Source organism: Paraburkholderia lacunae, assembly GCF_003353175.1.
Classification (GTDB): Bacteria; Pseudomonadota; Gammaproteobacteria; order Burkholderiales; family Burkholderiaceae; genus Paraburkholderia; species Paraburkholderia lacunae.
In genome coordinates this window covers 42,705-67,026 of the sequence record NZ_QHKS01000005.1, presented here as the reverse complement: position 1 = coordinate 67,026, position 24,322 = coordinate 42,705, and the positions used below count along the sequence as shown (strand labels likewise).

20 protein-coding genes are annotated in these 24,322 nt (G+C 61.3%); 6 read left to right on the top strand and 14 right to left on the bottom strand.

All coding sequences use genetic code 11. The features are described from left to right. Window positions 1–2: 2 nt before the first annotated feature. Entirely contained in the window at window positions 3–1,466 is a 1,464-nt protein-coding gene (locus tag DLM46_RS08790; protein ID WP_115100391.1) for an efflux transporter outer membrane subunit, read from the top strand. A 120-nt stretch (window positions 1,467–1,586) separates the two neighbouring features. Further along, the gene (locus DLM46_RS08785) at window positions 1,587–2,222 is read left to right on the top strand and encodes a TetR/AcrR family transcriptional regulator (RefSeq protein WP_165847931.1); all 636 of its coding nucleotides are present in this window, start codon (window positions 1,587–1,589) and stop codon (window positions 2,220–2,222) included. 77 nt (window positions 2,223–2,299) lie between these two features. Here DLM46_RS08785 and DLM46_RS08780 read toward each other — a convergent pair whose 3' ends face one another. From DLM46_RS08780 to DLM46_RS08755, 6 genes are all read right to left on the bottom strand, one after another. Further along, on the bottom strand, window positions 2,300–3,658 hold the full coding sequence (locus DLM46_RS08780) for a sensor histidine kinase (RefSeq protein WP_115100389.1): 1,359 nt from the start codon (window positions 3,656–3,658) through the stop codon (window positions 2,300–2,302). Between the two features lie 22 nt (window positions 3,659–3,680). Then, complete coding sequence (locus DLM46_RS08775; RefSeq protein WP_115100388.1) at window positions 3,681–4,376, bottom strand: response regulator transcription factor; 696 nt, start codon at window positions 4,374–4,376, stop codon at window positions 3,681–3,683. Between the two features lie 450 nt (window positions 4,377–4,826). Next, complete coding sequence (locus DLM46_RS08770) at window positions 4,827–5,336, bottom strand: pyridoxamine 5'-phosphate oxidase family protein (protein ID WP_208866248.1); 510 nt, start codon at window positions 5,334–5,336, stop codon at window positions 4,827–4,829. 40 nt (window positions 5,337–5,376) lie between these two features. Further along, on the bottom strand, window positions 5,377–5,715 hold the full coding sequence (locus DLM46_RS08765; protein ID WP_115100387.1) for a hypothetical protein: 339 nt from the start codon (window positions 5,713–5,715) through the stop codon (window positions 5,377–5,379). A gap of 19 nt (window positions 5,716–5,734) precedes the next feature. Further along, window positions 5,735–6,895, bottom strand: a complete 1,161-nt coding sequence (locus DLM46_RS08760) for a GNAT family N-acetyltransferase (RefSeq protein ID WP_208866247.1) — start codon at window positions 6,893–6,895, stop codon at window positions 5,735–5,737. A gap of 4 nt (window positions 6,896–6,899) precedes the next feature. Continuing rightward, complete coding sequence (locus tag DLM46_RS08755; RefSeq protein ID WP_115100386.1) at window positions 6,900–7,628, bottom strand: class I SAM-dependent methyltransferase; 729 nt, start codon at window positions 7,626–7,628, stop codon at window positions 6,900–6,902. An 846-nt stretch (window positions 7,629–8,474) separates the two neighbouring features. Between DLM46_RS08755 and DLM46_RS08750 the strand changes: the two genes are divergently transcribed. Next, window positions 8,475–9,905, top strand: coding sequence for an MFS transporter (locus DLM46_RS08750; protein WP_115100385.1), 1,431 nt, complete (start codon window positions 8,475–8,477; stop codon window positions 9,903–9,905). Between the two features lie 145 nt (window positions 9,906–10,050). Here the strand turns inward: DLM46_RS08750 and DLM46_RS08745 are convergent, their stop codons facing one another. The 6 genes from DLM46_RS08745 to DLM46_RS08720 all read right to left on the bottom strand — a co-directional run bounded on the left by DLM46_RS08745 (window position 10,051) and on the right by DLM46_RS08720 (window position 15,536). Further along, window positions 10,051–10,476, bottom strand: a complete 426-nt coding sequence (locus DLM46_RS08745; protein ID WP_115100384.1) for a DUF3830 family protein — start codon at window positions 10,474–10,476, stop codon at window positions 10,051–10,053. Window positions 10,477–10,738: 262 nt separating this feature from the next. Continuing rightward, window positions 10,739–11,368 (bottom strand): GntR family transcriptional regulator, encoded by a 630-nt coding sequence (locus DLM46_RS08740; RefSeq protein WP_244305999.1) that lies wholly within the window; start codon window positions 11,366–11,368, stop codon window positions 10,739–10,741. 164 nt (window positions 11,369–11,532) lie between these two features. Beyond that, the gene (gene hydA, locus DLM46_RS08735; protein ID WP_115100382.1) at window positions 11,533–12,984 is read right to left on the bottom strand and encodes a dihydropyrimidinase; all 1,452 of its coding nucleotides are present in this window, start codon (window positions 12,982–12,984) and stop codon (window positions 11,533–11,535) included. Between the two features lie 12 nt (window positions 12,985–12,996). Further along, complete coding sequence (locus DLM46_RS08730) at window positions 12,997–13,737, bottom strand: amino acid ABC transporter permease (RefSeq protein WP_115100381.1); 741 nt, start codon at window positions 13,735–13,737, stop codon at window positions 12,997–12,999. Window positions 13,738–13,780: 43 nt separating this feature from the next. After that, entirely contained in the window at window positions 13,781–14,620 is an 840-nt protein-coding gene (locus tag DLM46_RS08725; protein ID WP_115100380.1) for an ABC transporter substrate-binding protein, read from the bottom strand. A 22-nt stretch (window positions 14,621–14,642) separates the two neighbouring features. Next, window positions 14,643–15,536, bottom strand: a complete 894-nt coding sequence (locus tag DLM46_RS08720; protein WP_115100379.1) for a dihydrodipicolinate synthase family protein — start codon at window positions 15,534–15,536, stop codon at window positions 14,643–14,645. Between the two features lie 140 nt (window positions 15,537–15,676). Here DLM46_RS08720 and DLM46_RS08715 point away from each other — a divergent pair, with 140 nt between their 5' ends. Then, window positions 15,677–18,604: an FAD-dependent oxidoreductase gene (locus DLM46_RS08715; protein WP_115100378.1), complete on the top strand. Its 2,928-nt coding sequence runs from the start codon at window positions 15,677–15,679 to the stop codon at window positions 18,602–18,604. Between the two features lie 320 nt (window positions 18,605–18,924). Here DLM46_RS08715 and DLM46_RS08710 read toward each other — a convergent pair whose 3' ends face one another. After that, on the bottom strand, window positions 18,925–20,055 hold the full coding sequence (locus DLM46_RS08710) for a porin (RefSeq protein ID WP_115100377.1): 1,131 nt from the start codon (window positions 20,053–20,055) through the stop codon (window positions 18,925–18,927). 794 nt (window positions 20,056–20,849) lie between these two features. Between DLM46_RS08710 and DLM46_RS08700 the strand changes: the two genes are divergently transcribed. Together DLM46_RS08700 and DLM46_RS08690 are read left to right on the top strand one after the other, a co-directional pair. Beyond that, a complete protein-coding gene (locus DLM46_RS08700; RefSeq protein ID WP_115100375.1) occupies window positions 20,850–21,842 on the top strand; it encodes a LysR family transcriptional regulator in 993 nt (330 codons plus the stop codon). A 278-nt stretch (window positions 21,843–22,120) separates the two neighbouring features. Further along, the gene (locus DLM46_RS08690) at window positions 22,121–22,735 is read left to right on the top strand and encodes a LysE family translocator (RefSeq protein WP_115100373.1); all 615 of its coding nucleotides are present in this window, start codon (window positions 22,121–22,123) and stop codon (window positions 22,733–22,735) included. Window positions 22,736–22,757: 22 nt separating this feature from the next. Here the strand turns inward: DLM46_RS08690 and DLM46_RS08685 are convergent, their stop codons facing one another. Further along, window positions 22,758–24,185, bottom strand: coding sequence for an aminotransferase-like domain-containing protein (locus DLM46_RS08685; protein WP_115100372.1), 1,428 nt, complete (start codon window positions 24,183–24,185; stop codon window positions 22,758–22,760). Window positions 24,186–24,322 lie beyond the last annotated feature (137 nt).

Sequence of the window (24,322 nt, the reverse complement as noted above, 5' to 3'; positions counted from 1 at the left end):
TCATGAAACGCCTCGCGCTCCTGCCCTTCCTTGCGCTGTGCGCCTGCACCGTCGGCCCGGACTTTCATGCGCCCGCGCCGCCGGACACGCAAACCTATACACGCGAGCGGTTGCCTGCCGCGACGGAGGCGGCAAGCGGCGCGGCGGGTTCGTCGCAGACCTTTACCTCATCCGGCCACGCCGCGTCGATGTGGTGGACGCAGTTTCATTCGGAACCGCTCGATCGTCTGGTCGACCAGGCCTTAAGGCAGAGCCCGACCCTCGCGCAAGCTCGCGCGAAACTGATAGAGGCACGTGAGAACTACAACGCCCAGGCAGGCGCCACGCAGTTCCCGAGTGTCGATGCAAAGGTGTCGGGAGCGCGGCAAAAGGTCGACACCGCTGCATTCGGGATTCCCAACGTACCGAATCGCGGGCCGTTTTCGCTATTCAACGCGTCGGTCAGCGTGTCGTACGTGTTCGATATCTTCGGCGGCAATCGTCGGACGCTCGAAGCGTTGATGGCACAAGCCGACTATCAGACCTTCGAATTCGAGGCCGCGCGGCTGTCCATCGCCGGCAATGTCGTCGCAACCGTCGTGCGGCGCGCTTCGTTGCAGCAGCAGATTGAACTGACGCAGCGTCTTGCGGACACACAGGCACAACAGCTGGCGATCATGCAGGCCCGCTTCGCGGCGGGCGGCGCGTCGGAACTCGACCTGCGCAGCCAGCGCGGCCTGCTTGCGCAGACCCGCGCCTCGCTGCCGCCGCTCGCCACGCAACGCGCTCAGGCCGAGCATCAACTCGCGATCCTGCTCGGGGTCGCGCCGTCGCAAGCGGAATTCGACGAGATGACGCTGGACTCGCTGCATCTGCCCGGCAACGTGCCGGTCACGTTGCCCTCGACGCTCGCGCGCGAGCGCCCCGACATTCGCGCCTCAGAAGCGTTATTGCATCAGGCGAGCGCGAATATCGGCGTGGCGACAGCCAACCTTTATCCGCAGTTTTCGCTGTCGGCGGGAATCGGTTCGGAGCGCACCGACATACAGGACGTGGTGAAAGGTCTGAACATCTGGAACATCGGTCTGAACATCACGCAACCGATTTTTCACGGCGGTGAATTGCGCGCGAAAAAACGTTCGGCCCAGGCGGCTTACGACGACGCGCTTGCCGGCTATCAGCAAACCGTGCTTCAGGCGCTGCAACAGGTCGCGGACACGCTGACGGCATTGCAGAACGACGCCCGGACACTGCAGGCGCGCGACGACGCCGCGCAACAGGCGCAGGCGAGTTTGGCGATCGCGCACGCGCAATATGCGGCGGGCGGCGTCAGTCAGTTTGGCTTGCTCGACACGCAACGTCAGACGCTGCAAACGGCGCTCGACCGAACCCGTGCGCAAGCCGACCGCTTTACCGATACGGCAGCGCTATTCCAGTCGCTGGGCGGCGGATGGCAGGCCGCGGCAATGGAGCAGCAGCAACCGTAGCGCGAGCGAAACCGCGCGGAGTTCAGATCATGGAACCGCTCATCGTCTGGACGGGAACGAGCCTGCGTATCCGGCTCGTCGACAAAGGAGAACCGTAACATCGCCACGCCGCCGACACCTTTGCCACCGGTCGATTTCGCCGACGGGCCAGCGGGAATCATCCTTGCGGCCGCGCGCGAGATCCTGCTGCGGGAGCGCTATAGCGGGCTCACCATGGACCGGCTCGCGCTCGCGCTCGGCATGAGCAAAAAGACGCTCTACGTTCACTTTCCGTCGAAGGACGCGATGGTCGCTGCGATCATCACGGCGACCGGCGCCACTGTCCGTCGCCAGGCCACCGAAATACTCGACGGACCCGGCCGGTTCCCCGCGAAGCTCGAAGGTTTGCTGCGCGTGGTCACCGATCAGGTGGGCGCGATGTCGCCCGGCTTTCTGCAGGATCTCCACCGCTTCGCGCCGCACCTCTACGATGAAATCCAGATCATCAAGGAGCGCAATATCCCGGCGGTATTCACGCGGCTCCTGAACCTCGGCATCGAACAGCAGATGATCCGCGCCGACATCGACGTGAAGTTCGCCGCCGAGTACTGGCTGCAGGTTGCCAGAGGCGTGCACGAGCCGGCGTTGCTCACGCGAACGGGGCTGACGCCGCGCGAAGCACTGGAGAAAGCGCTGGATCTGTTTTTCGCCGGGGTGCTGACGCCCTCGGCGCGCAAGAAGGTGGGGCAGCGCCTGCCCGGGTCGTCACGTGGTTGACGGTGCGAACCCCGTGCGAACCCCGGCGTGAACTCGGTGCGAACCCGGTGTGAACCGCTTGCACTGCGCTACGAAAGCTACGAAAACCAGACCGTGAACCGCGTTCCCGAAACCAGCCTGCTCACCGTCAACCGCCATTCATGAGCCGTCGCGATCTCCTTGCAGATGGCGAGGCCGAGGCCGGCGCCGGCATGTCTGGCATCCGGCGCACGCCAGAACCGCTTGAAGAGGAAGGGCAGATACTCCTGCTTGATCCCCTGCCCTGCGTCCTCGACCAGCACCGAGACGCCGTCGACGATCAGCAATACCGCGCCGTGGGAAGGCGACGCGTTGATCGCATTCTCGACAATGTTCTTCAGCAGAATGAACAATGCGCTTCTGTCCGCCCAGATCGACGGCGGCGCGGCCCGCGTTTCGAGCCGCAGCTCGACCTCCTTTCTGTCGGCCTTGCGCGCGAGATAGTCCACCACGTCCTGAGCGACGTCGACAATGTTCACCGCGCCGAAGCTGAAGTTCTGCGACTCGCTGACCTCCGCGAGATGCAGCAACTGCCGGACCTGTCGAGCCATCAGATCGATTTCGCGAAACAGCAGTTCCTTGTCCTCGATCCCCGGCTGCAACTCGATCTGGCCTCGGATCAAGGTCAGCGGTGTCTGGAGTTCATGCGCGGCCGATGCGAGAAACTGCTGCTGAACAGCGAAACCGTTTTCGAGTCTGTCGAGTGCTTCGTTGAAGGCATTGATCAGCGGCTTGATTTCGCTCGGAATGCGTTGGGTGGAGAGCCGCGTAGTGAGGTTGCGCGGCGTGATCCGCGCGGCGGCGCTCGATGCGTCCCGCAGCGGCCTGAGTACCCGATGCACGGTAAACGTCAGCGTCAGGCCGAAGATGATCGTGGCGACGAAAATGATCGTCTTGACGGTCGCAGGAATCTGCTTGACCTTCGCGCCGACGAGCGCGTCGACAAAACGCTCCGAATCCGCAGTCTGGGTGTAGAAGGTCGCCGTCCGATGCTGAACCTTCAACGTCAGAACCTCGAATGGCTTCGTCCCGATTTCCACTCGCCGAATCTTGCCGACAGCTTCTGAAAGATCGCCTGCGATCCATGCTCCGCCGCCTTGAGCGCCGCTCGATGCGAGCAGCAGGTTGCCGCGTTCATCGAGTATCCGGTACTTCCGCTCCGTGGGCAGCACCTCGTAGACCCACGCGCCCACCTCCGAAAGCTGCACGGAGACCGGCCGGCCGGCGTCGTCGAAGCGCAGGCCAGCGGTGATCTCCTTGGCGCTTTCCATCTCCTCGTGCCGCCCCATCGTGCGCTGCGGGAAATGATTGAACGCATAGATGCTGACCGTCGCCAGCACGGTGAGGCAAATCGCCAGCGCGACAATGCTGGTCACCCAAAGCCGCGCGGACAAACTTCGAATCCAGTGACTGAACATGGCGAACTCGAGGCGGTTGAGGTTAGCGTTGCTCGGCGCGACCCGCAGCGGGCTGCAGCGCGAAGCCTGCGCCGCGGATATTCGCGAGCCGCGTCGTCGCGCCGATCGTCGTCAGCTTCTTGCGCAGACGGTGCAGCGTCACCTCCAATGCATTGGGCGTGACGGCTTCGCCGAGTCCCCAGGCGGCATGTTCGAGCGCCGCGTGCCGCACGGTTGCACCCGCCGCGTTCGCGAGGCACAGCGCGATCTGCAACTCGGCAGGCGCGAGCAGCACCGACTGGCCGCCGCAGCGCAACGCGCGTTGCTGCGGATCGACAGTGAGGTCGGCGAACGATACGACCAGTTCGGTCAACGCCGCCGGACGGCGCATCAACGTCCGCACCCGCGCGACCAGTTCGCTCATCGCGAACGGCTTGGTCACATAGTCGTCGGCACCGCTCTCCAGTCCGTCGACGCGGTCATGCAGCGCGTCGCGAGCGGTCAGCATCAGGGACGGCGTCGTCTGGCCCGCCGCGCGCAAGGACCGCAGAAAAGTCAGGCCATCGCCGTCCGGCAAACCGCGATCGATGATCAGCACCGCGTAGCCGGCCCGGCTCACGCCATACTGAGCCTCCGAAATGTTGCTGAAGACATCGGTCTCGATGCCCGCGGCGGACAGCGCCTGGCGAATCATGCTGGCCAGGCGTTCGTGGTCTTCGATCAATGCGACTCGCGACATGCGGCGATGCTCAGTTGAATTCGTCAAGGTAGTAGCCGATTCTCGCTTCTGGAATGAAGCGCTTCCTCACGAGCGGGCTGGCGTAATGGTAATCGACCTATTTGCTGCTCAGCCATTCGGCGCCGGCGTGCGGCCTGAACAGGAAGTTGCCGTACTCGAAGGACCTGCTGCAGTCGATGCCGGCCTTCTGTCCCTTGTTGCCGACTTCCGGATAGTCGTGCGCGAGCGTGCCGAACGCCGATGCGATAGTGAACAGAAGCGTGTGCTCACAGCGAAGGTTTTTTTCACGTCGATTCCTGGAGTAGACGGACGGGCGACATCGACTCTAGGACCGTTGGACTTACTCGTTACTTACTCGAAGATGCGTCGAAGCTGCGTCGAAGCTGCGTCAAAGCTGCGCGCGCGTCGAGACCGGTCGCGCCGCAAGGGATTTGTAAAAAATGCGATGACTTAAAGTGCCGAAACGCGAACCTCGATCCGGGCATCTATCTTGTCTTCCAGCCAGCGATCAATATCGAAAAGCCACCACTGCGCAACGGTCAGCTCGTAGAAGCGCCTCGCCCCATGCCCCACAAATTCGCTCACAGGAAGCATCCACTGCTGCCTGACCGTACTGTCCGGAAAGTTCTTTTCGTAGTATTGGCGGTGGCACGATTGAACTTCCGAGTCCGGAATAGTCCGGCAGGCACCTGCAAACTGTGCACCATCAAGTCCAAGCGGGGAAGCATCGAGATCCGTACGAAAGATCGTTCCCGACGCCAACGGATTTTGCTCGATATTGATTGAGTGACGGGCATCACGCATCGAATACCAGGTCAGCTTCATCGGCGAGCCGGTCGGGACGTAGTTGACGACCGAAGCCCAGGGTTCTCCGTCAGGCGATACCGTCGCCAACGTCATGAACCGTCCCGTACGGAGCAGCAACTGGCTACGTTTAATCAATGCAATGAGTTCGGCCATGATGGTTGTTCTGTATCCGGAGAAGAGCGCGACGCGCTACTCAGGTCGACGCAGGAATCGGAGCATCGGTCAGGATGCGGGCATCGAGGATTTCCCACCACTCCTCCTGTTCGATTCGACGATGCTCCCACTCCGGTTTCTGCGATTGACGCGCAACCTGCTTGCGATATGCCCCCCAGGCTGCCTCATCAGCAAACGAAATGGAATGCTCGAGCGCGTGCACATCAGGGCCGATTGTGCGTACGAGCCAACGAGGATTGCTTGCCATGTCGAGGCCATCGTAAAACCACGTCTCGCGCTCCTTCACCCATCTCCAGAAGGCTGGAAGATCGCAGCGTGCTTTGGCCGTCGGACGCATAACATAGACGAGATGTAGCATGCTTCACTCCTTGATCAGGTCAGGGCTGAATCAATGACCAGTCGGGGCTGAGGCGGGACGCAAACTGTTGCCGGAAACGCTTTGTGAACTGCCTGTTATGCCGGTCGACGTCGTCGCGCTCAGGACCATCACCATCGACGGACAGGACCACTGCGGCGAGGGGTTCAACAAGTGCACCCCTCAGCGATTTCGCCTGTAGCGACGACGTGGAAAGATGATACTGACTGATGCCGCGAGCTGCGGCATAGTCCAGCGGGTCGTAATAGCACAGCACGAAATACCTGAAATCGTTGTCGTCGACCGCATAGTCGGAACCAAAATAGCGAAGATGCAGTGTCTGACCGAATCGATAAAAGACGGATACCGCAACGGCCTGGTCCCGGCGATACGCGACAGCGGCAATGGCATTCTTGATCACGCCGGACTGCCGCTGCCCAGCAAACATACGGCGCATCCACTCCACGCCCTGACTGCTGCCGTGTTTCGAACGGTTTTGTGCGATCAGGCGCGCAGCGATCTCTTCGATCTCGCTGGTCAGTGGCGTCCACTCGACACGGTTCCCTTTCCTGGCGAACGTCGACAGTTCGTCCCGGGTGCGCCACCGGTGTCGCGTACCAACGAGGCCCATCATTTCCTGCAGTCCCCCAGACGGCACGTTTATCCGTGCCTCAGCCGAATGCAGCAGCACGCGGCCCCGTTCATCTGCGCAGGCCAGTTCGAGTGCTTTCGCGAGCGGCATATAGGGCACCACGATGCCCGTGCGACCTCGACGCTCTGCGAGCGCCAGCGCAGAATGCAGAAGCTTCGTTAACGTTCCCCCGCGCCGCTGTCCTACCACGCAAGGGATTTCGTTATGCGTCGAGCGCCGTGCTCCGATCCACAGAAAATCTCCATCCCAGGGGCCTGGTACATCTGGGAAAAACTCAGGCAGGCAAAAAAACCCGGGAGCCGTTTCACCGTCCCAAAGCGCGCAGCCCCCTAGCAGCCCCGCAGACCCATGCAGCGTCAGCACGGTAGTCGGCCCGAGCGCAGTGTCGAGACCATTTAACCATCCCCGGCAATGAAAAAAATCGCTGTCGGCAACGAGGGCATCCCATGCGTGCGGTTCCAGATCACGTGCCGACGGGAGTAATTCGGCATACGTGCCAGCTCGTTCGATGACGTTATCGGACGCAAGCACGACATCACCTCAGTTGGCAGTTCAATATGGCAGCATGCGGCTTGCGCCAATAGGCCTCCATAAAATCGTCAGCGCCCGTGTTGGCCGAGCGCCCAATGAGCCCGTACTGAACCCACTGGACGGGACCGAGACCCGCCGCGTACAGCGCCGCATCGAGACTTTCCTTGCTCCAGACATAGGCAGTCACGCGGCTTTCATGCGGCGGCAAACATAAATCGAGTTGTACGCGCCCACCGTCGACATCTGGCCCCTCGGGTGCCAGGCGAAGACCATACGGCTCGTAATACGAAGGATCGCGGGCGTAGTCTGGATGGATCGGCAGCGCGATGAGCCGCCCGCCGCGTCGCAACGGACGGGCCATGGACACGCACAGTTCATGCAGTCCCTCATGAGTAGTCGCGTAGGGCAGCACATAGACAGCAAGAACGATATCGAACTGCCCATCGAGATCCGAGAGGTTTTGCGTGAACGTGATTCCGAGCCCATCCTTTTCTTCCCGACGTCTCGCGTAGTTCAGCATGCCGTCCGACACGTCGTAGCCCGTCACGCGGCGGGCGCCGCGCTCCTTTAGCCACCGGGAGTACATGCCGTTTCCGCAGCCAAAGTCCAGGATGTCGCGTCCGCTGACGTCTCCCAGGGTTGCCAAAACGTTCGGAATTTCCATGTCGCGCCGAAATGGCCAGGACGCCATTTCATCGTAAAGTGCGGCGAGATCATCAAACTGGCTTTCCATCGCGTCACCTGCATGAATAGGATTAATTAAACCCAGCCAATAAACGAATTACTTAACGAAAATCCTATGCAACCCGCAATAGCTCACGCCATTCTAAAATTCATTCTGCATTATTTATTATTGATTTCCGCACTTTCCGCCATTTTTCGCCACAAAAATTCCACCTGAATCTCACGACTCAAATTAAGAATAACAATGCATCGAGACTTGCATTTTGCATGAATAAACGCGACGCAGATCATCTGCGTTCCCTGCAATGGACAAGCTGAAAATTACCAAGGAAACCCCGACGACCATACATGCAAGGTTCTTCCCGCCAGTAGAATAGATGCGCTCGAAGGACGTTGTCGCAAAATGCGACCAAGCCTGTCATGCGTAGAAAAATACGGGCAACACATAGCCGGCAGGATAGGCCGAATGGCCAGTCTTGCTTTGACTTTTAATCATCCGGATGTGACGAAATTACGCCAGTTATATGAATAGATCTATAAAGATATTTTTCATAAAATATGTCATTGAAATTAGTTTATCGATTTAAAAATGTCAAGTATTTTTTCAACGTATTTTATAAATTTTCTGAATACCCGCGCAAATTCAAATCATAAGACTTTTGGTTATGAAAACAGCTTGGATCATTTCAACGCGACCTGGTAACGCCGGATTTTTCTTGCCGAAGCTGCGTCGAAGCTGCGCGCGCATTGAGACCGGCTGCGCTGCAAGGGATTTGCAAACGTGAGGGCCGGCAGCAGCCGTCCGGGATGTACGCACACTTCGACGCGCGCTGAAACATCGCGCACTGCACGCACCGTAGACTTTGGATCACCAGGCTCAAGACGGGAATCGACGATGATCGAAAGCAACGATGCCGAAGGGCCGCTTCAAGGTGCTCTTCTCCGCCCTGAACAGGCCAGCTTGTCGAACGTGCTGAACCCGGCCGACGATGGCGCCATCCAACGCCGGGTTCTGGCTGCAACCAGCGTCAGCTACGTTGTCGTCGTGTTGGACACGTCGATCGTGAATGTCGCCCTGGACCGTATCTCGGTGTCGCTCGCGACCCATATCGCAAGTCTGCAATGGGTTGTGAACGCGTACACACTGGGGTTTGCCAGCCTGCTCCTGACGGGCGGCACGCTGGGCGACCGCTGGGGCGCACGCAACGTCTATCTCGCCGGCCTGACGGTGTTCACGCTCGCCTCGGCGATCTGCGCGGTCGCGCCGGATTTGCGAGACCTGATCGCCGCCCGTGTCTTGCAGGGAGTCGGCGCGGCCATGCTGGTGCCGTGCTCGCTGAAACTCATCAACCATGCCTGCCCCGCTCCGCAGCAACGGGCGCGCGCGGTCGGCGTGTGGGTCGGCTGCGGCGGCGTCGCGATGGCAGCCGGGCCTTTGGCCGGCGGTATTCTGATCCATCTGTTCGATTGGCGGAGCATCTTCTTCGTGAATGTGCCGATCGGGCTGCTGGGCATGGCGATGACGTGGCGCATTGCGCCCGACCGACGGCCCGCGCAGGCCAACCGTTTCGATTCGGCCGGACAGGTGACGGCGATCGTCGCGCTTGGCGCGCTCATCGGCGTGCTGATCGACGGCAAAACGCTCGGGTGGGACTCGCCCTTGATCGTGTCGGGTATCGTCATGACCGTTGCAGCCTGGGCGGCGTTCCTTGCGCTCGAGGCGCGCAACACGCATCCGATGCTGCCGCTCTCGTTCTTCAGGAGCGGCATCTTTGCCGGGTCGACCTGTGTTTCGATGGCGTCGGCTTTCGTGTTCTACGGCCTGCTCTTTGTCACGAGCCTCTATTACCAGCAGGCTCGGGGTTACTCGCCCCTGTGGGCAGGGCTCGCATTCCTGCCGATGACGGCCATGGTCGCGGTGGGCAGCGTTGTTTCCAACCGCATTGCAAGGCTCTTTGGAACGCGCTGGTCGATGTGCGCTGCGTTCGGTTTCTACGCGGTGGGCGCGCTCGGCATGCTCTCGTGCGGCCCGTCGTCGCCTTACTGGCTCGCCGTCGCTCCCATGCTGGCGATCGGCCTTGCCGCCGGTTTCGTCTCGCCGGCAGCGACGGCCCCGGCGATGGGGACCGTGGAGAAACATCGGGCAGGCGTCGCCGCCGCGGTCCTCAATTCAGCGCGGCAGACGGGCGCTGCATTAGGCGTCGCCATTTTCGGCACGCTGATCGCGACTGTTCATCCGTTCGAAGCCGGCATGCAGGCCGCGCTGTGGACTGCGGCCGCTGTGTCGCTCGTGGCCGCGCAGATCTGGTGGCTTGCGTCGAGGTAAAACAGGCGCGCACGGCTGGTAACCCCGCCGCGACAGGAGCACACATGCCCTGCGGCGCGGCGGTGGTCTGCTTCAAAAGGCGGTCGCCAGGGCAACATCGCACCGCACGCGATTCCACTGACCCGGCAGAGCGCGTGCCAAGGCCTCAGATCTTCTCGAACGAGATGTCTTGTGCGCCTTCCCACAGCACCTTGACGCCGAGTTCGCGAAGCTTTTCCTTGCCTTCGACGATCGTGAGGAAATGATTGCCCGCGAGTTGTCCCATCTTGCTCGCGAACAGGCACGAACCGTAAGCCATGATGATTTCGGTTTCGCTGTAGCCGCCCGGATAGAACAGGATGTCGCCAACCGACGGGTGGCTCGTGTGATTCTCGAAACCGACCGCGACACCGTCGTTTTCCAGCTTGAATTCGCCCAAGGGTACCCAGCAACCCTCACCGCTCCAACGCACGTGGATGATTTTCTGCTTGTACGGCAACAGTTTCAGGAAAGCAGCGACGGTTTGCGGTGCGTCCGGATTGGTTTCGGCAATAAAAGTCAGGCCGCAGGAAGTGATGCGAAGTCGGGTCATTACGGTGTTCCGTTAATCGTAGATGGAAGAAGCAACCCGGTTTGACCGATGCCTCGACATGCAGTGAAGCACGTCATGCTCGAGTCAACCGGCAGTAGGACTAATCGGTTCGCGGCCATTCTGTCGATGGCCACGACACTCCGACAGTGACAATTAATTCGAATACGGGCAGGTTCACGAACTGTCGCGGATACGCCTGCTTCAATATGGGTAAAGCCGACAACTCAGAGCCGCATGGAGGGAGCCAATCCATCCATGACCGCTAGCCCGTGATCGCATTGATAACATCGTCCTGCAGACCGCGAATGTGGCCGATCATCGCATTGCGTGCTTCGACCCTGTCGTGTGATTTCAGCGCAGCGAGGATCGCCAGATGTTCGACGTGGTTTTCCTGCTGGCGGTGCAGATGGCTCGTCACACGAAAGAGCCGCGCATTCAATCGCATCATGCCGATCATCTGGACCAGCACAGCGTTGCCGGACGCTTCCGCGATGGCTCTGTGCAGCAGATCGTCAAGTTCACGATGCTCGACTTCGCTATGCTTGCCGACCTCGAGCGCGTGGACCTTCTGTTCCAGTTGCTCGATCGTCGCCAGCGGCAGACGCTGGATGCCAAGGTCGACCGCGTGTGCCTCGAGCACTTCACGCACGCGCATGCTTTCGAAGAACTCGCGCGCGGACACAGTGCGTACCGCGAAGCTTCGAGCGTCGGCACGCACCAGAAGGCCTTCGCCGGTCAGCCGCAGCAGTGCTTCGCGAACCGGCGTGCGTGACATCTCGAGCCGGTCGGCGACACGCAACTCATTGAGCAGCGCGCCCGCCTCGAGTTCGCGATCGAGGATCATCTCGCGCAGCCGTCGATAAGCGCGCTCACCGAGACTAGGAGTGGTCATGCGGCTTTCGGCAGGCACCATCTGCGCCCTTTTGATCGGGCTATCCGGCGACGAGATTCCTGTTGCCGCTTTCCGCAGAGTCTTCTTCGCTCCGGATGCCGCTGCCTTAGTGTCTACTTTTGCCATGGTTGTGCGTCGCTTTCTCGTGCACGCCGGACTGACCATCAGATGGTGGCCACGGCGGTTTTCGGGTGCGATATTACTACGGCGGGGCGCTCGCACCGCAGAAACTGCCCGTGACCGGCCCGCCCGTAAAACTCACCGTCGGCCCAGACGACAGTACCTCGACTCAGCGTTATTGCCGGCCATGCCCTTACTTCGCGCCCTTCATACGGCGTGTAATCCGCGGCATGATGCAGTTCTTCGTTGCGAATCGTGCGTGCGTTGCCCGTATCCCAGATCACCAGGTCCGCATCGCTGCCGACTGCGATCGTGCCTTTGCGCGGATACAGCCCGTAAAGCTTCGCCGCGTTCGTCGACGTAAGTTGCACGAAGCGGTTGATGTCGATTCGGCCGGCCAGCACGCCCTCGGAAAATAGCAGAGGCAGCCGCGTTTCGAGACCAGGAATTCCGTTCGGCACTTGATGGAAGCTGCCGTTCGCGCCGTGCAGCATCTTGCCGTTCGGGTCGTCATAGTTGAAGGGCGCATGGTCGGACGAGACAATCGTGAACAAGCCGTTCTGCAATCCGGTCCAGACCGCCTGCTGGTTCGCCTTGTCGCGCGGAGGCGGACTACAGATGCACTTCGCGCCGGCGAACCCGTCGAGCGAGAGATCGTCTTCACTCAGGAACAGATACTGAGGACAGGTTTCCGCAAAGACCGGCAGGCCGCGGCCGCGCGCCCAGTGAATCTGTTCAATTGCTTCGCGCCCGGACACGTGCACTATCAGGATTGGCGCCTCGCTGACCTCGGCCAATGCGATGGCACGGTGCGTCGCTTCCCGCTCAACCATCATCGGTCGCGATTCGCCGTGGTACTTCGGCGCGGTCAGTCCGGCGGCGAGCAGCCGTTCGGTCAGCCAGCCGATGCAGTCGCTGTTCTCCGCGTGGATCATCGTCATCGCCCCGTGAATACGCGCGCACGCGAGCACGTCGATAATCTGGCGGTCGTCGAGCTTCATGTCGTCGTAGGTCATGTAGACCTTGATCGACGTATAGCCGTTCGCGATCAGCTCGGGCAGTTCATCCTTCAGGACGGCCTCGTTCGGGTCCGAGACGATCAGGTGGAACGCATAGTCGATCGACGCCTTACCCGCGGCCCGGACATGATATTCCTCGACCGCGGTGCGTAGGCTGCATCCCTTGAATTGCAGCGCGAACGGAATGACCGTGGTGGTGCCGCCGCATGCCGCCGAGCGTGTGCCGGTCAGAAAGTCGTCTGCCATTTTTGACCCGTCGGATGTCGGCTGGTCAAGATGGACATGCGCGTCCACGCCGCCGGGCGTGACGAAGCGCCCCCGCGCGTCGATGACTTCCCGGCCGTCGAACAGGTCGCGGCCGATAGCAACAATCACCCCGCCACTGATACCGATATCGGCCGTATAAGTGTCGGCCGCCGTGGCAATGTGCGCGTTGCGGATCACCGTATCGAAGCTGTGCTGGGAAATACCGGTCATGTGTGTGCTCCGTTAGTCGATGCGGGCGGTCTGCCTGCGCGCGAAAAACCATGCGCGCCTGCCGTTTCGACCAGCGCCATGCGCGGTGTAGCCACGTCCGTAGTACGCTTCGATCTTGCGCTGGAAGAAACTCCAGACGGTTGTCATCAGCAGGTAGTAAAGCGCGGCCACGACGAACAGTTCGAGCACCATGAAGCGCTCCTGGATCAGCTCTTGCGTGCGTCTGAGCAACTCCTCCACCGAGATCACCGACGCGATCGAGGTTGTCTTCAGCAGCCCGTTCACGCTATTGCCGAGCGAAGGCACAATGAGCCGCATGGCTTGCGGAAAGACAACCTGCCTCATCGTCTGCACGCTGGTCAGGCCTAGCGCCTTCGCTGCCGCGGTCTGCCCGCGCGGTACCGCGGCGATGCCACCACGAATGATTTCGGCGAGGTACGCGGCTTCATTGAGAATGAGGCCGATAAGCGCGGCCTCGATCACGGAAAAGCGTATCCCGAGTTGCGGCAGACCCGTGTAGAGGATGATCAATTGCACGAGCAACGGCGTGCCGCGAAATACCCATGTGTAAAGCGCCGCAGGAGCCGACAGCCATTGCTGTCCGGAAAGCCTTGCGAAGGCGATCATGGAGCCGAGGATAAGGCCTCCGGCGATCGCTGCCAGCGTCAGCCAGAGGGTCTGAAACGCACCGCCGATCAGGTAGGGGTTGAATAAATAAGCGGCGAAGCCGTCCCAGTTCCATCCTGTGGCCATCGCTTGGCTCCTGGTGTGTCAATCCAATTCGCTACCGCGGCGCTTACTTGGGCTGCGCGACGGCGATGGGCGCTTCGAGCGGCTTGATGCCGTACTTCGCGAACAGCTTCTGGTAGGTGCCGTCCTGCTGCATCTGGTCGAGCACGCCGGCGATCGCGTTCGCGAGCTGCGGGTTTTTTGTGGCAAGCGCAACCGGCGTCGGATGGATGCCGGACATGACACGTGAAAAACCGCGCTTCTGATATTCACTGGCCACCGCGTCGATCGATACGACCGCCTCGACTTGACCAGCGGCGAGTGCCTGATAGGCGATGGAGAACGTGTCGAAGGTACGCAGCGTGAAAGGTTTCAGGTTGCGCGCGGTCATGTCCGCCATCATCGCGCGGGCCTGCTTTTCCTCGAAGCCGCCAATCTCGACCGCCACCGTGCGGCCTGCGAGGTCATCGATTTTCTCGAACTTCAGCGGATTGGAAGCCGCCGCCGAGATGCTGATCGCCTGGTTCTCGTAGGGAATCATGTTCATGATGCGGGTGCGCTCGTCGGTCACGAAAATGCCGGTGTTGATGACATCCCAGCGCCCGTTTTGCAGGCCCGGCACCATCGCGGGAAAATCGATCTTCACGTACTCGGGCGTCAGGCACAGACGCTTCGCCACCTCTTCGCCGAGTTCGACACGCATGCCCTTCAGTTCACCCGAAGCGTCCGTGTATTGCAACGGCGGCAGCGTCGGGTTGGTCGACATGATCAGCGTGCCTTTCTTGATCAGCGCGCTGTCGGGAATCGTCGGTGTGCACGCGGCGCTGGCCGGCCCGGCGAGCGTCAAGGTGGCGAGCGCCAGGGCGGCGGGAATCAGCAACGGGCGGACGAGTGAACGGATAGACATCGATTTCTCCAGGAAGGTGGAATCAGGACAGCGAGTTCAGGACGCCGAGCGCGGCAAGATCCGCGCGCAGCAGTTCGCGATCGTCATGCGGCAGCGGCAGGCGCGGCGCGCGCGGCTCGCCTACGGGCAAGCCCATCATTGCGAGGCCGGCCTTGCTGGCGGATACGTAACGATGACCGCCGACCCAGCGCACGATCGGCAGCATCTCGCGATAAATCGCGTGGCCTGCATCGAGATCGCGCTGGACAGCAGTGCATTCGTACAGACGCGCGGAAAGTCTGGGCAGCAGGTTCGAGCACACCGCCACCCAGCCCTGCGCGCCAACACACATGGACTCGTAGCCAAGAATCCCCGCGAATACGGTCATCCGATCGCCGCATAGTTCGACGATGTCGCGCACTCGCGTCACCTCGAGCGTCGACTCCTTGATGTAGCTGACGTTATCGATGTGCGACAGGCGCGCGACGAGTGCTGGCTTCAGGTCGACATTCGCGGTAGCCGGATTGTTGTAGACCATGATCGGCAAATCGATCGATTCGCCGATCCGCCGGTAGTGCTCGAACAGTTCGTCGTCGGTCGGTGTGCTGTAAAACGGCGGAATCACCATGACGCCATCCGCGCCGAGTTCCTGTGCTTCCCGCGAGCGGGCAATCGCGTCATCGGTCCATTCCATTCCAGTGCCGAGCAGAACGGGCACGCGGCCCGCGGCCGCGTCGATCACGGTCTGTGCAACCTCGATTCGCTCAGAGTCTTTGAGCGACAGGAACTCCCCTGTGCTGCCAAGCGGAATGAGTCCATGAATGCCCTCTTCGATCTGCCAGTTCACGAGCTTGCGCAGTGCCGGCACGTCGACGTGCTGGCCGTCGGCGGTAAATGGCGTGACGAGGACGGTGTAGGTGCCGCGAAACGTTTTCATCTTGAGTTGAACCGTTTTTTTGAGAGCTATGAATGTGCATATGTTTTGTATAGCATTTGTATACAAATATCGCGCGTCAAGATTTTTTAAATTCCGGCGCGTGCATGGACACTTTCTAACCCTACGAAGCAGCGTTTCCGATGCGCCTGAGAAATTCACACATCACCGCGGTTGGCAAGCCGATTTCCTTCGATTACGACGGCGAGCGCATCAGCGCGCTGGAGGGCGAATCCATTGCCGCCGCGCTTGCCGGCGCGGGACGCGGTGTCTATCGCGAGACGCGCGCTGGCGAGCGGCGCGGCCTCTATTGCGGGATGGGCCACTGTTTCGAATGCCTCGTGTCTGTGGACGGCAAAGAGGCGCAGCGAGCCTGCATGACGAAAGCGGCGCACGGCATGCGGGTTGAAGTGCTGCGCATGTCCCACACCGATACGTGCACCTATGTGCCGCTCGCACCTGCACCCGAAGGCGGAGAGCCGCGTGAGGTCGCCCTCGATGTGCTGGTGGTGGGCGCCGGACCAGCCGGACTGAGCGCAGCATGTGCGGCCCGTTCGCGTGGCGCATCGGTCGAAGTGATCGACGAGCGCCCGATGGCGGGTGGACAGTTCTTCAAGCAGCTTGCGCCGAGCCAGCAAGCGAACCGACTCGATCGACAGTTCCACGAGGGCGCTGCGTTGATCCGGCGCGCGCTCGCGATGGGTGTCGTGCTTACGCCGGAGGCATTCGTCTGGGGCGCATTCGGTCCGCACGAAATCGGTGCGATCGTCAACGGCGCGAGCGTCGTGTTCCGCCCTCGGCAAATCGTGCTCGCTTCCGGCGCGTACGAATATACCGCCCCGTTCCCGGGCTGGACCCTGCCTGGCGTGATGACCACCGGCGGAGCACAAACGCTGGCGCGAGCGTACCGTGTGGCGCCCGGAGAGAGAATCGTCATTGCGGGTAATGGACCGTTGAACCTGCAACTCGCCGCCGAACTGGTGGCGGGCGGCGCAAATGTCGTAGCGGTTCTCGACAGCGCGGCACGGCCCGGCCTGCGCTCATGGCGCGACCTGCTTGCGACGACGCGTGCAGCACCCGGCCTGATGCGCGACGGTGCTGCCTACCTCGCGAAGCTACGCGCGTCCGGCGTGCAGGTAGTCTGGGAGGCATGCGAACTGAACGCCCATGGCAAGCACCGGCTCGAAGCGATTTCCTACCGTTGCGGCGACAGGACGGTCACAGTCGCATGCGATACGCTTTGCGTCGGCTACGGGTTTGCGCCGACTACCGATATTGCAAGGGTGCTGGGCTGTGCGCATTCGTTCGTCGACAAGGGTGTCGGCTACCTTGCGACCGACGTCGACGAGAATGGACAGACGAGCGTCGAAGGTGTATTCGCGGCAGGCGACGGCGCGCGCGTCGGCGGCGCCCGCGTGGCACTCGCGCGCGGCACACTTGCCGGTTTGGCGGCAGCGGATGCGCTTGGTCTCGAGACCCATGACGCTGCCGATCGGTTGCGTGCATCGGCACGGCGTGCGCTCGCTCGCGCAGAGCGGTTCCAGACCGCGCTCTGGAACATTTTCGCGGCGCCGGTGCCGCGCATTTCGGATCTGCCGCCCGATACGGTCGTCTGTCGATGCGAGGACGTGACAAACGGCGCGATTCTCGAACAGCTCGCTGCCGGCCACGATACGCTCGCCGCGATCAAGCGCAGCACGCGCCTCGGCATGGGCCGTTGTCAGGGCCGCAATTGCGTGGCGAGCTGCGCAAAGCTCGTCGAGGAAGCAACGGGCCGTCCGCGCGAGGTCATGCACTTCCCTGCGCCACGCGTGCCCGTGCGGCCGGTCCCGCTCGCTGCGCTCGCGTTCGAGAAAGCCGAATGGGGCGGTCATCGCAAAGCATCGACACCGAACCTGGCGCGCCCTGTGAAGGAGCCCGTGCTGGGCGACCAGACTGCTGACGTGCTCGTCATCGGAGGGGGTGTGATGGGTGCCTGTCTCGCCCACGCTCTGAGCCGTGCCGGGCGGGACGTGCTGGTGGTGGACCGCGATGATCTGAATCTGCAAGCGTCCGGCGCCAATGCCGGCAGCCTGCATGTTCAGTTGCTGTCGTTCGATTTCGGCAAGAAGGCGCGCGCGGGCGGCGCGCCTGCGGCCAATACGCTCGCGCTCGGCCCCGCATCCGTGCGGCTTTGGCAGGAACTCGAAGCGGCGTGTGGCGAAAGTCTCGAGATTCGGGTGACCGGCGGCCTGATGGTGGCCGACAGCGAAGCAGGAATGCGCTTCCTCGAACAAAAGTCCGCGCTCGAAAGACAATTCGGCATCGAAACGGAACTGCTCGATACACGCGGCCTGCTCGCGTTGTCGCCACAGCTTTCGCCGACCTTGTTGGGCGCGGAATATTGCCCGATGGAAGGCAAGATCAATCCGCTGCGCGCAACCTATACGGTGATGCGCGCGGCCATCGCCCAGGGCGCGCGCTTTCAGCGCGCCACCAATGTCACTGCAATCGTGCGCGATCGCGCCGGTTTTTCGGTCGACACCAGCCGCGGCCGGATTCGTGCTCGCATCGTCGTGAACGCCGCCGGTGCATGGGCGAAAGAGATCGGTGCAATGGTCGGCGTGCACGTGCCGGTGGCGGGCGCGCCGCTGCAGATGATCGCCACGGAACCGGCGCCGCCAGTCGTCGACCACCTGATCGCCCATGCCGACCGCCATCTGAGCCTGAAGCAGACATCGAGCGGCGGCCTTCTGATCGGAGGTGGCTGGCCGGCCGCGTTCGACCCGGCACGACGCATGAATCACGCGATGCGCGAAAGCATCGAAGGCAATGTATGGGCTGCGAGCCGCGTGCTTCCGGCACTCAATGGATTGCACATGGTGCGAGCATGGGCTGGCATGAACATCGACATCGACGGTGCACCGATTTTCGGGCCAGTCAAAGGCACCGAAGGCTTCTTCAACGCGGTGACATCGAATGGGTACACACTTGCGCCTATCGTGTCGCGGCTTCTCACCGACCTGATTCTGCAACGATCTCCGGAACTCGACGTCACACCCTTCCTGATCGACCGATTTGCTTCAGCGTGAAGCGCATCCACGACCGTTCAACGGAGAAATCCTGTCATGGGCCATACCGCCCTGGAGTCCCGTTCCGTTGATTCGCGAACCAGGTCTGTGTAGCGTTTCGAGGATTGAAAGAGTGGAGGCGGTCCAGATGATGTTGCAGATCCACTTCTTTCAACATTGCTCGGTAAGCTGAACTATCTGCGCATGGAAAACGCGAATCTAAACGAAAGGGCTGAGCCCTGTGTAATACAGGACTCAGCCCAGTCAACCTCGGCTCTGCGAACTACCCCGCTTCGCGGGAGCCGTTTAACAACGCCGGCTTTTCTTTAAGCTGGGCTCAATCAGAACTTGTGGCGAATACCCACTGTTACGGTAGCCTGCTTGCTGTTGCCGGAATCGCCCGTGGCCGAACCAACGACGGCAACCGCTGCGGAGCCCGACGGGTCTTGCGTTCCTGATGCATGCGTATAGGCTGCCCACGCATAGACATCCGTACGCTTGCTAAGCGAGTAATCCGCAGCGACAGCGAACTGGTTGTACTTCGCCGACGAGTTGCCGCTCGACTTCAGGTACACGTAGCCAATCTCGGTCTGCAGCGGTGCCGAGACCTGCCACACGGCGTACACCGAACCCGTGTTGTACTTTTCCGCCTTCGTGAATGTCGAGCTGGCGTCTGCGGTGTATTCGGCGTAGCTGTAGTAGCCGCCCAGGGTCACCGCGCCGAATACGTAGTTGCCGCCGATACGGGCATTGTTGATCGACGCGGCGGTGGAATACGCGGCGTTGACCGACGAGTTGAACAGCGAGTCCCACGTCGTTGTGCCGCGGTTCTTGCCACTGCCGTTGCTCAGGTGATAGTAACCCGCTGCCAGGTTGACCGGACCGTTGCTGTACGCGGCTGCAGCAGCATAGCTCTGACCCGAACCCATCGTACCCGCCACGCCACCCAGCGAGTACATGGTTTCGAACTGGAAGCCGGCCCAGGACGGCGAGGTGTATTTGATCGAGTTATTGACGCGCGCGCTGTTGTCGGCGTTGTCGATGTCGCCCGGCGAGATGAATACACCACCGAGGAAGCCATCGCCCTGAACCGGCTGAACCAGATCAACCAGCGGATCGTATTGACGCCCAAGCGTCAGCGTACCCAGCGAGTCGCTGCTCAAGCCGACGAACGCCTGACGACCGAACATGCGGCTACCCTGGCCGAGCTTGCCGGTCGTCGAGTTGAAGCCGTTTTCCAACTGGAAGATTGTCTTGATGCCACCACCGAGGTCTTCCGAGCCTTTCAAGCCCCAGCGGTTGCCGGATTCGTTACCCGACGACATGCTATAGGACTGTTTGCCGCCGTCGTTGGAAACGTACGTCAAGCCCGTATCGACGATACCGTAGAGCGTGACGCTATTTTGTGCGTGAGCTGCGCCGGTTGCGCCGAGCGTGGCCAGCGAAAGCATTGCCAGTGTGGTCTTCTTCATCTGCGTCCTTGAGTATTGGTTGAAGTGCGGAGCGAAGAATAACCGTCGACAGAACTCTTACAAAAAAGTGTTGGCTAAAAACAACCTTCTATTAGGAATCGAAAACGGTCCGCATCCTTCCTTCCGGCGCGCAAAAGAAACCATGCAATGTCGCATGGCCAGGAACCAGGAGTTCAGTACAACGGTGGAGAGAGCTATCTCCCTTAGCCTCGATACGAAGGATTTCCCTATCGTCTATCAGGTAATCCTTATAGCGTTGCGTCATGAACATGCGCCAGTAAACGATCAGACTCAGCGGAATCGGAGTGCATCACCGGATTCATAAAGACTCTTCCATGACAGAGCACTGATAGCTTTACATCGAAATGCTAACTAATACTGAAAGGAAGGCGTCAGTACATAAGATCAATTATGTCGGCATATGGATTACCACTGGTCAGGCTATCCCGACAAAAGAATCATCCGCAGCTTACTTTGACCAAGTGAACGAGGTGGTGAGAATCACATCATGCAAAATGGTGACAGGAATTTTGTTCTGTCAAACTTGGTTTCCGATGTGCGACGGAGCGAGAACGCAGAGACTTGAAGGGTTTGCTCTTGAAACGGCGGGGGACCATCTCGCTTCAGTTCATACCTTCTCGCACAGTCGGGAAATGAATAGCCATAGGATTCTTTTGCATCCTCCAAAGATGCGAAATGATCATGCGGAGCGGAGTCTGCATGCTCGCCTACTACCCGCTGTGCAGTCGATCGGACATGAAGTCGGGGCTTATCTGAATTGCAGCGGAATGTGAATGGACATATTGCAAAGTATCCGCGCCTTCGTGGCCGTCGCAAATGCAAGCAGCTTTACCTCAGCAGCGCGACAGATGCGAGTTAGCACGCCACAGGTATCGCGCGCCATCGCGGAGCTGGAGACACACCTGGGTTTGCGCCTGTTACGCCGCACAACCCGCAGCGTGGCTTTGACTGCGGCAGGCGACCGATACCTGGTGCACAGCAAGTTCATCCTTGACCGCCTGGAACTGGCGGAAGCCGAGGCGGCCGGTCTGTGCGCCAAGCCGGTTGGTACGTTACGAATCGGTGTGGATCCGACGTTCGATGCTCACCATCTCGCGTGGCTCATTAACGCCTATCAAGCGCGTTATCCCGAGGTAACGGTCCAAACGTCGCTCGTGGGCGGGAGTCTGGATGCAGCTTTGGATACTCACGACACGATACTTCTCTGCAATTCTGTCCCGCAAATCGAGAGCATGGTGTTTGAGCGCGCCGGGGCAACCAGTACCGTACTGTGCGCATCACCGATTTATCTGGCGAGCCATGGTGTCCCCGAAACAATAAGCGAACTTCGCGGTCACAGCTGCTTGCAACTCAAGCGTATGGACGACGCTTCCGAGCCATGGCTGTTCGAAGGACTTGCCGGACCTGAAGTGTTTCGCTGCGACCAGACCCGGTTATTGACTGATACGACCGACGTACTGGTCAACGTAATACAGGGGGGAGGCGGCATCGGTCAGCTGTCTCTATCGCGGGCTCTGCCCGCATTGCGCAGCGGTGCCCTGGTTCGGGTTTTGCCCCAGTATCGGCTGGCAACCCGAAACGTGTACGTGCTGTGTCCTTCTGCGCACTATGGCGAGCCCAAGGTTCAGGCGTGGTTCGAGTTTGTTAAGGCCGCTTTACCGGGACGGCTCGCCGAAGATCAGGTTTCGTTGATTTCCTACCTTTCGAACACTTCCGAATCGCCAAGGACTGTTGAAGCTGGGGTCGCCGCGGAAGTCCAGTCATAAAACCTAGACCGTAGCAAATCCGTGGCCCTGTCATGCCTCGCGGCCCCCGGTTCGCCAACCTTCACGTTGCGATAGTTCAAAGGTCCTGGTTGCAGCCGTCCATCCGGACGGCACTGATACTCATGCAGCGGGTCTGCACGACTGTGGCGAGCAACGCGCTCGCGCCCCTCAGCAGCCCCTCTCCATCCGTACCGGACACCATCTTAAAATCCGTACCGGTACTGTACCGGCCCGGGTCGCTAGAATCTCTGAAAGTTCTATCGACACCGGAGCCCCCCATGTCTTTCCTCAGTCTCAGCGCGTTGCCCGCCGGCATTCTGTTCGCGCTCGTCACCACCATCACGCCCGGTCCGAACAACACCATGCTGCTGGCCTCGGGCGTCAACTTCGGCTTTCGCCGCACGCTGCCGCATCTGTCGGGCATCAGTGCGGGCGTCGTGCTGTTGATGCTGTCGGTCGGCATCGGCCTCGGCGAAGCCTTCGTGCACTTTCCCGTGCTGTATACGGTGCTCGAAGTCGCGAGCGTCGCTTATCTGCTGTATCTCGCGTGGAAAATCGGCACGTCGGGCGAACTGAAGGTGAAGAAGGGCGAACGCCGGCCCATGAAGTTTCATGAGGCCATCGCTTTCCAGTGGGTGAATCCGAAGGCATGGATGATGGTGCTGACCGCCGCCACCACCATCCATCTCAGCGAGAGCTACAGCCTCAACGCACTCGCGATGGCGATCATTTTCTACGTGGTCGGCTTCCCCTGCATCTGCCTGTGGGCGGGCTTCGGCACGGCCATGCGGCGCGTGCTGTCGGACCCGAAGCGGCTGCGCATCTTCAACGTGGTGATGGCGCTGCTGCTGGTGCTGACGCTGTACCCGGTCGCGCTGAAGCTGCTCGCCTAAGCCCGGCGCCCGTCAGCGCGGCCTATACGGCGCCCTGCCCCGAGTCCCGGCCAACCCGTTCGACGAAACGCCACAACGCGTCGTCGGTCGAGTACGGCGCATTGAAACGGAACCACGCGCTCGGCGCATCGTCGGGGCGGAAATAGGAGCCGGGCGCGAGCCAGATGCCGTGCGTGAGCGCGGCTGTCGCCACTTCGCCGGCCCGCTCCGGCTCGATCGGCAGGCGCGCCCACAGGAACAGGCCGGCGCGCGGCCGGTGAAACAGTTCGAGGCCGAGCGAATCGAGCCGCTCTTCCACAATCGCGTGCGCCGCCTTGAGCCGCTCGTTCACGGCTTCGACGTGACGCGCGTAGCGCCCCTCGAGCAGCACCTTGTCGACGATCCGCTCGATCGCTTCCGACGACGTCAACCCCACCGCCATCTTCGTGCGCGCAAGTTCGCGCAGCACCGCGCGCTCGGCAACCACGTAGCCGCAGCGCAGCCCCGGCGTCACCGTCTTCGAAAAACCGCCTACATACAGCACGCGCTGCAAGCCTTCCATCGCGGCGAAAAGCGGCGCGCCCGGCGGCGCCAGTTCACGGCTGACGTCGTCTTCGATCACCCACATCCGCTGGCGCTCCGCGATCTGCAGCAGACGGAATGCGGCCGACATGCCGAAGGTCGCACCGGTCGGATTCTGCAGCGTGGTGTTGACGAAGATCGCTTTCGGCTTGTGCTGCGCGACCAGCGTTTCGAGCACGTCGGTATCGACGCCGGCCGGCGTGCGCGGCACGCCGTGCACAACCAGCCCGGCCAGCTTGAGAATCTGCAGCAGATTGCAGTAGCCGGGGTCTTCGACGATCACGGCGTCGCCCGCCCGCAGCAGCGTGCGCACGATCAGATCCAGCCCCTGCGTGGCGCCCTGCGTGAGCAACACGTTCGAGACGTCGACCGGCAGGCCGCGCCGGTCGAGCTGCTCGGCGATCCGCTCGCGCAGCGGCGCGAAACCGTACGGGTGCCCATAATCGCCCAGCCGCGCCGCCGGCACCCGGCTCATCGCACGCAGCGCGTGCTGCAAACCGGTCTCGTTGATCCACTCGTTCGGCAGCCAGCCGCCGCCCGCCTTGATCGGCACCGAGTGATCGGCGAACACGTCGGAGAGCAGCCACGTCGCGGTCAGGCTCGGCGGTTGCCAGTCGGTCGGGGCGACCCGCGCGGACGGCGTGCGCGCCGCCACGCGATAACCCGAGCCGCGCCGGGCGACCACGAGGCCCATCGAAACCAGTCGGTTGTAGGCCTCTGTGACCGTGAAGGTGCTCAATGCGTGGCTTTGCGCCAACTGACGCACCGACGGCAACAGCGCACCGGCGCGCAGCGATTGCGCCTCGATCGCGCGTGCAAAGCCCTGCACGACCTGCTCGACGAGCGTCGGGGCGGCGCGGCGGTCGCGTTCAAGTTCCAGTTCGATCATGTAAGGACGGAGGTTTGTGCTACCGGCGAGGTGAGGCCAGCGAGGTGCTGCCGGCGGGCGCAGCCGGTCAGGTCCGACCGGCCTCGCACGGGCGGCAGGAGCGCCCAACCAATCGGCACAGTTATCGTCATTTCACC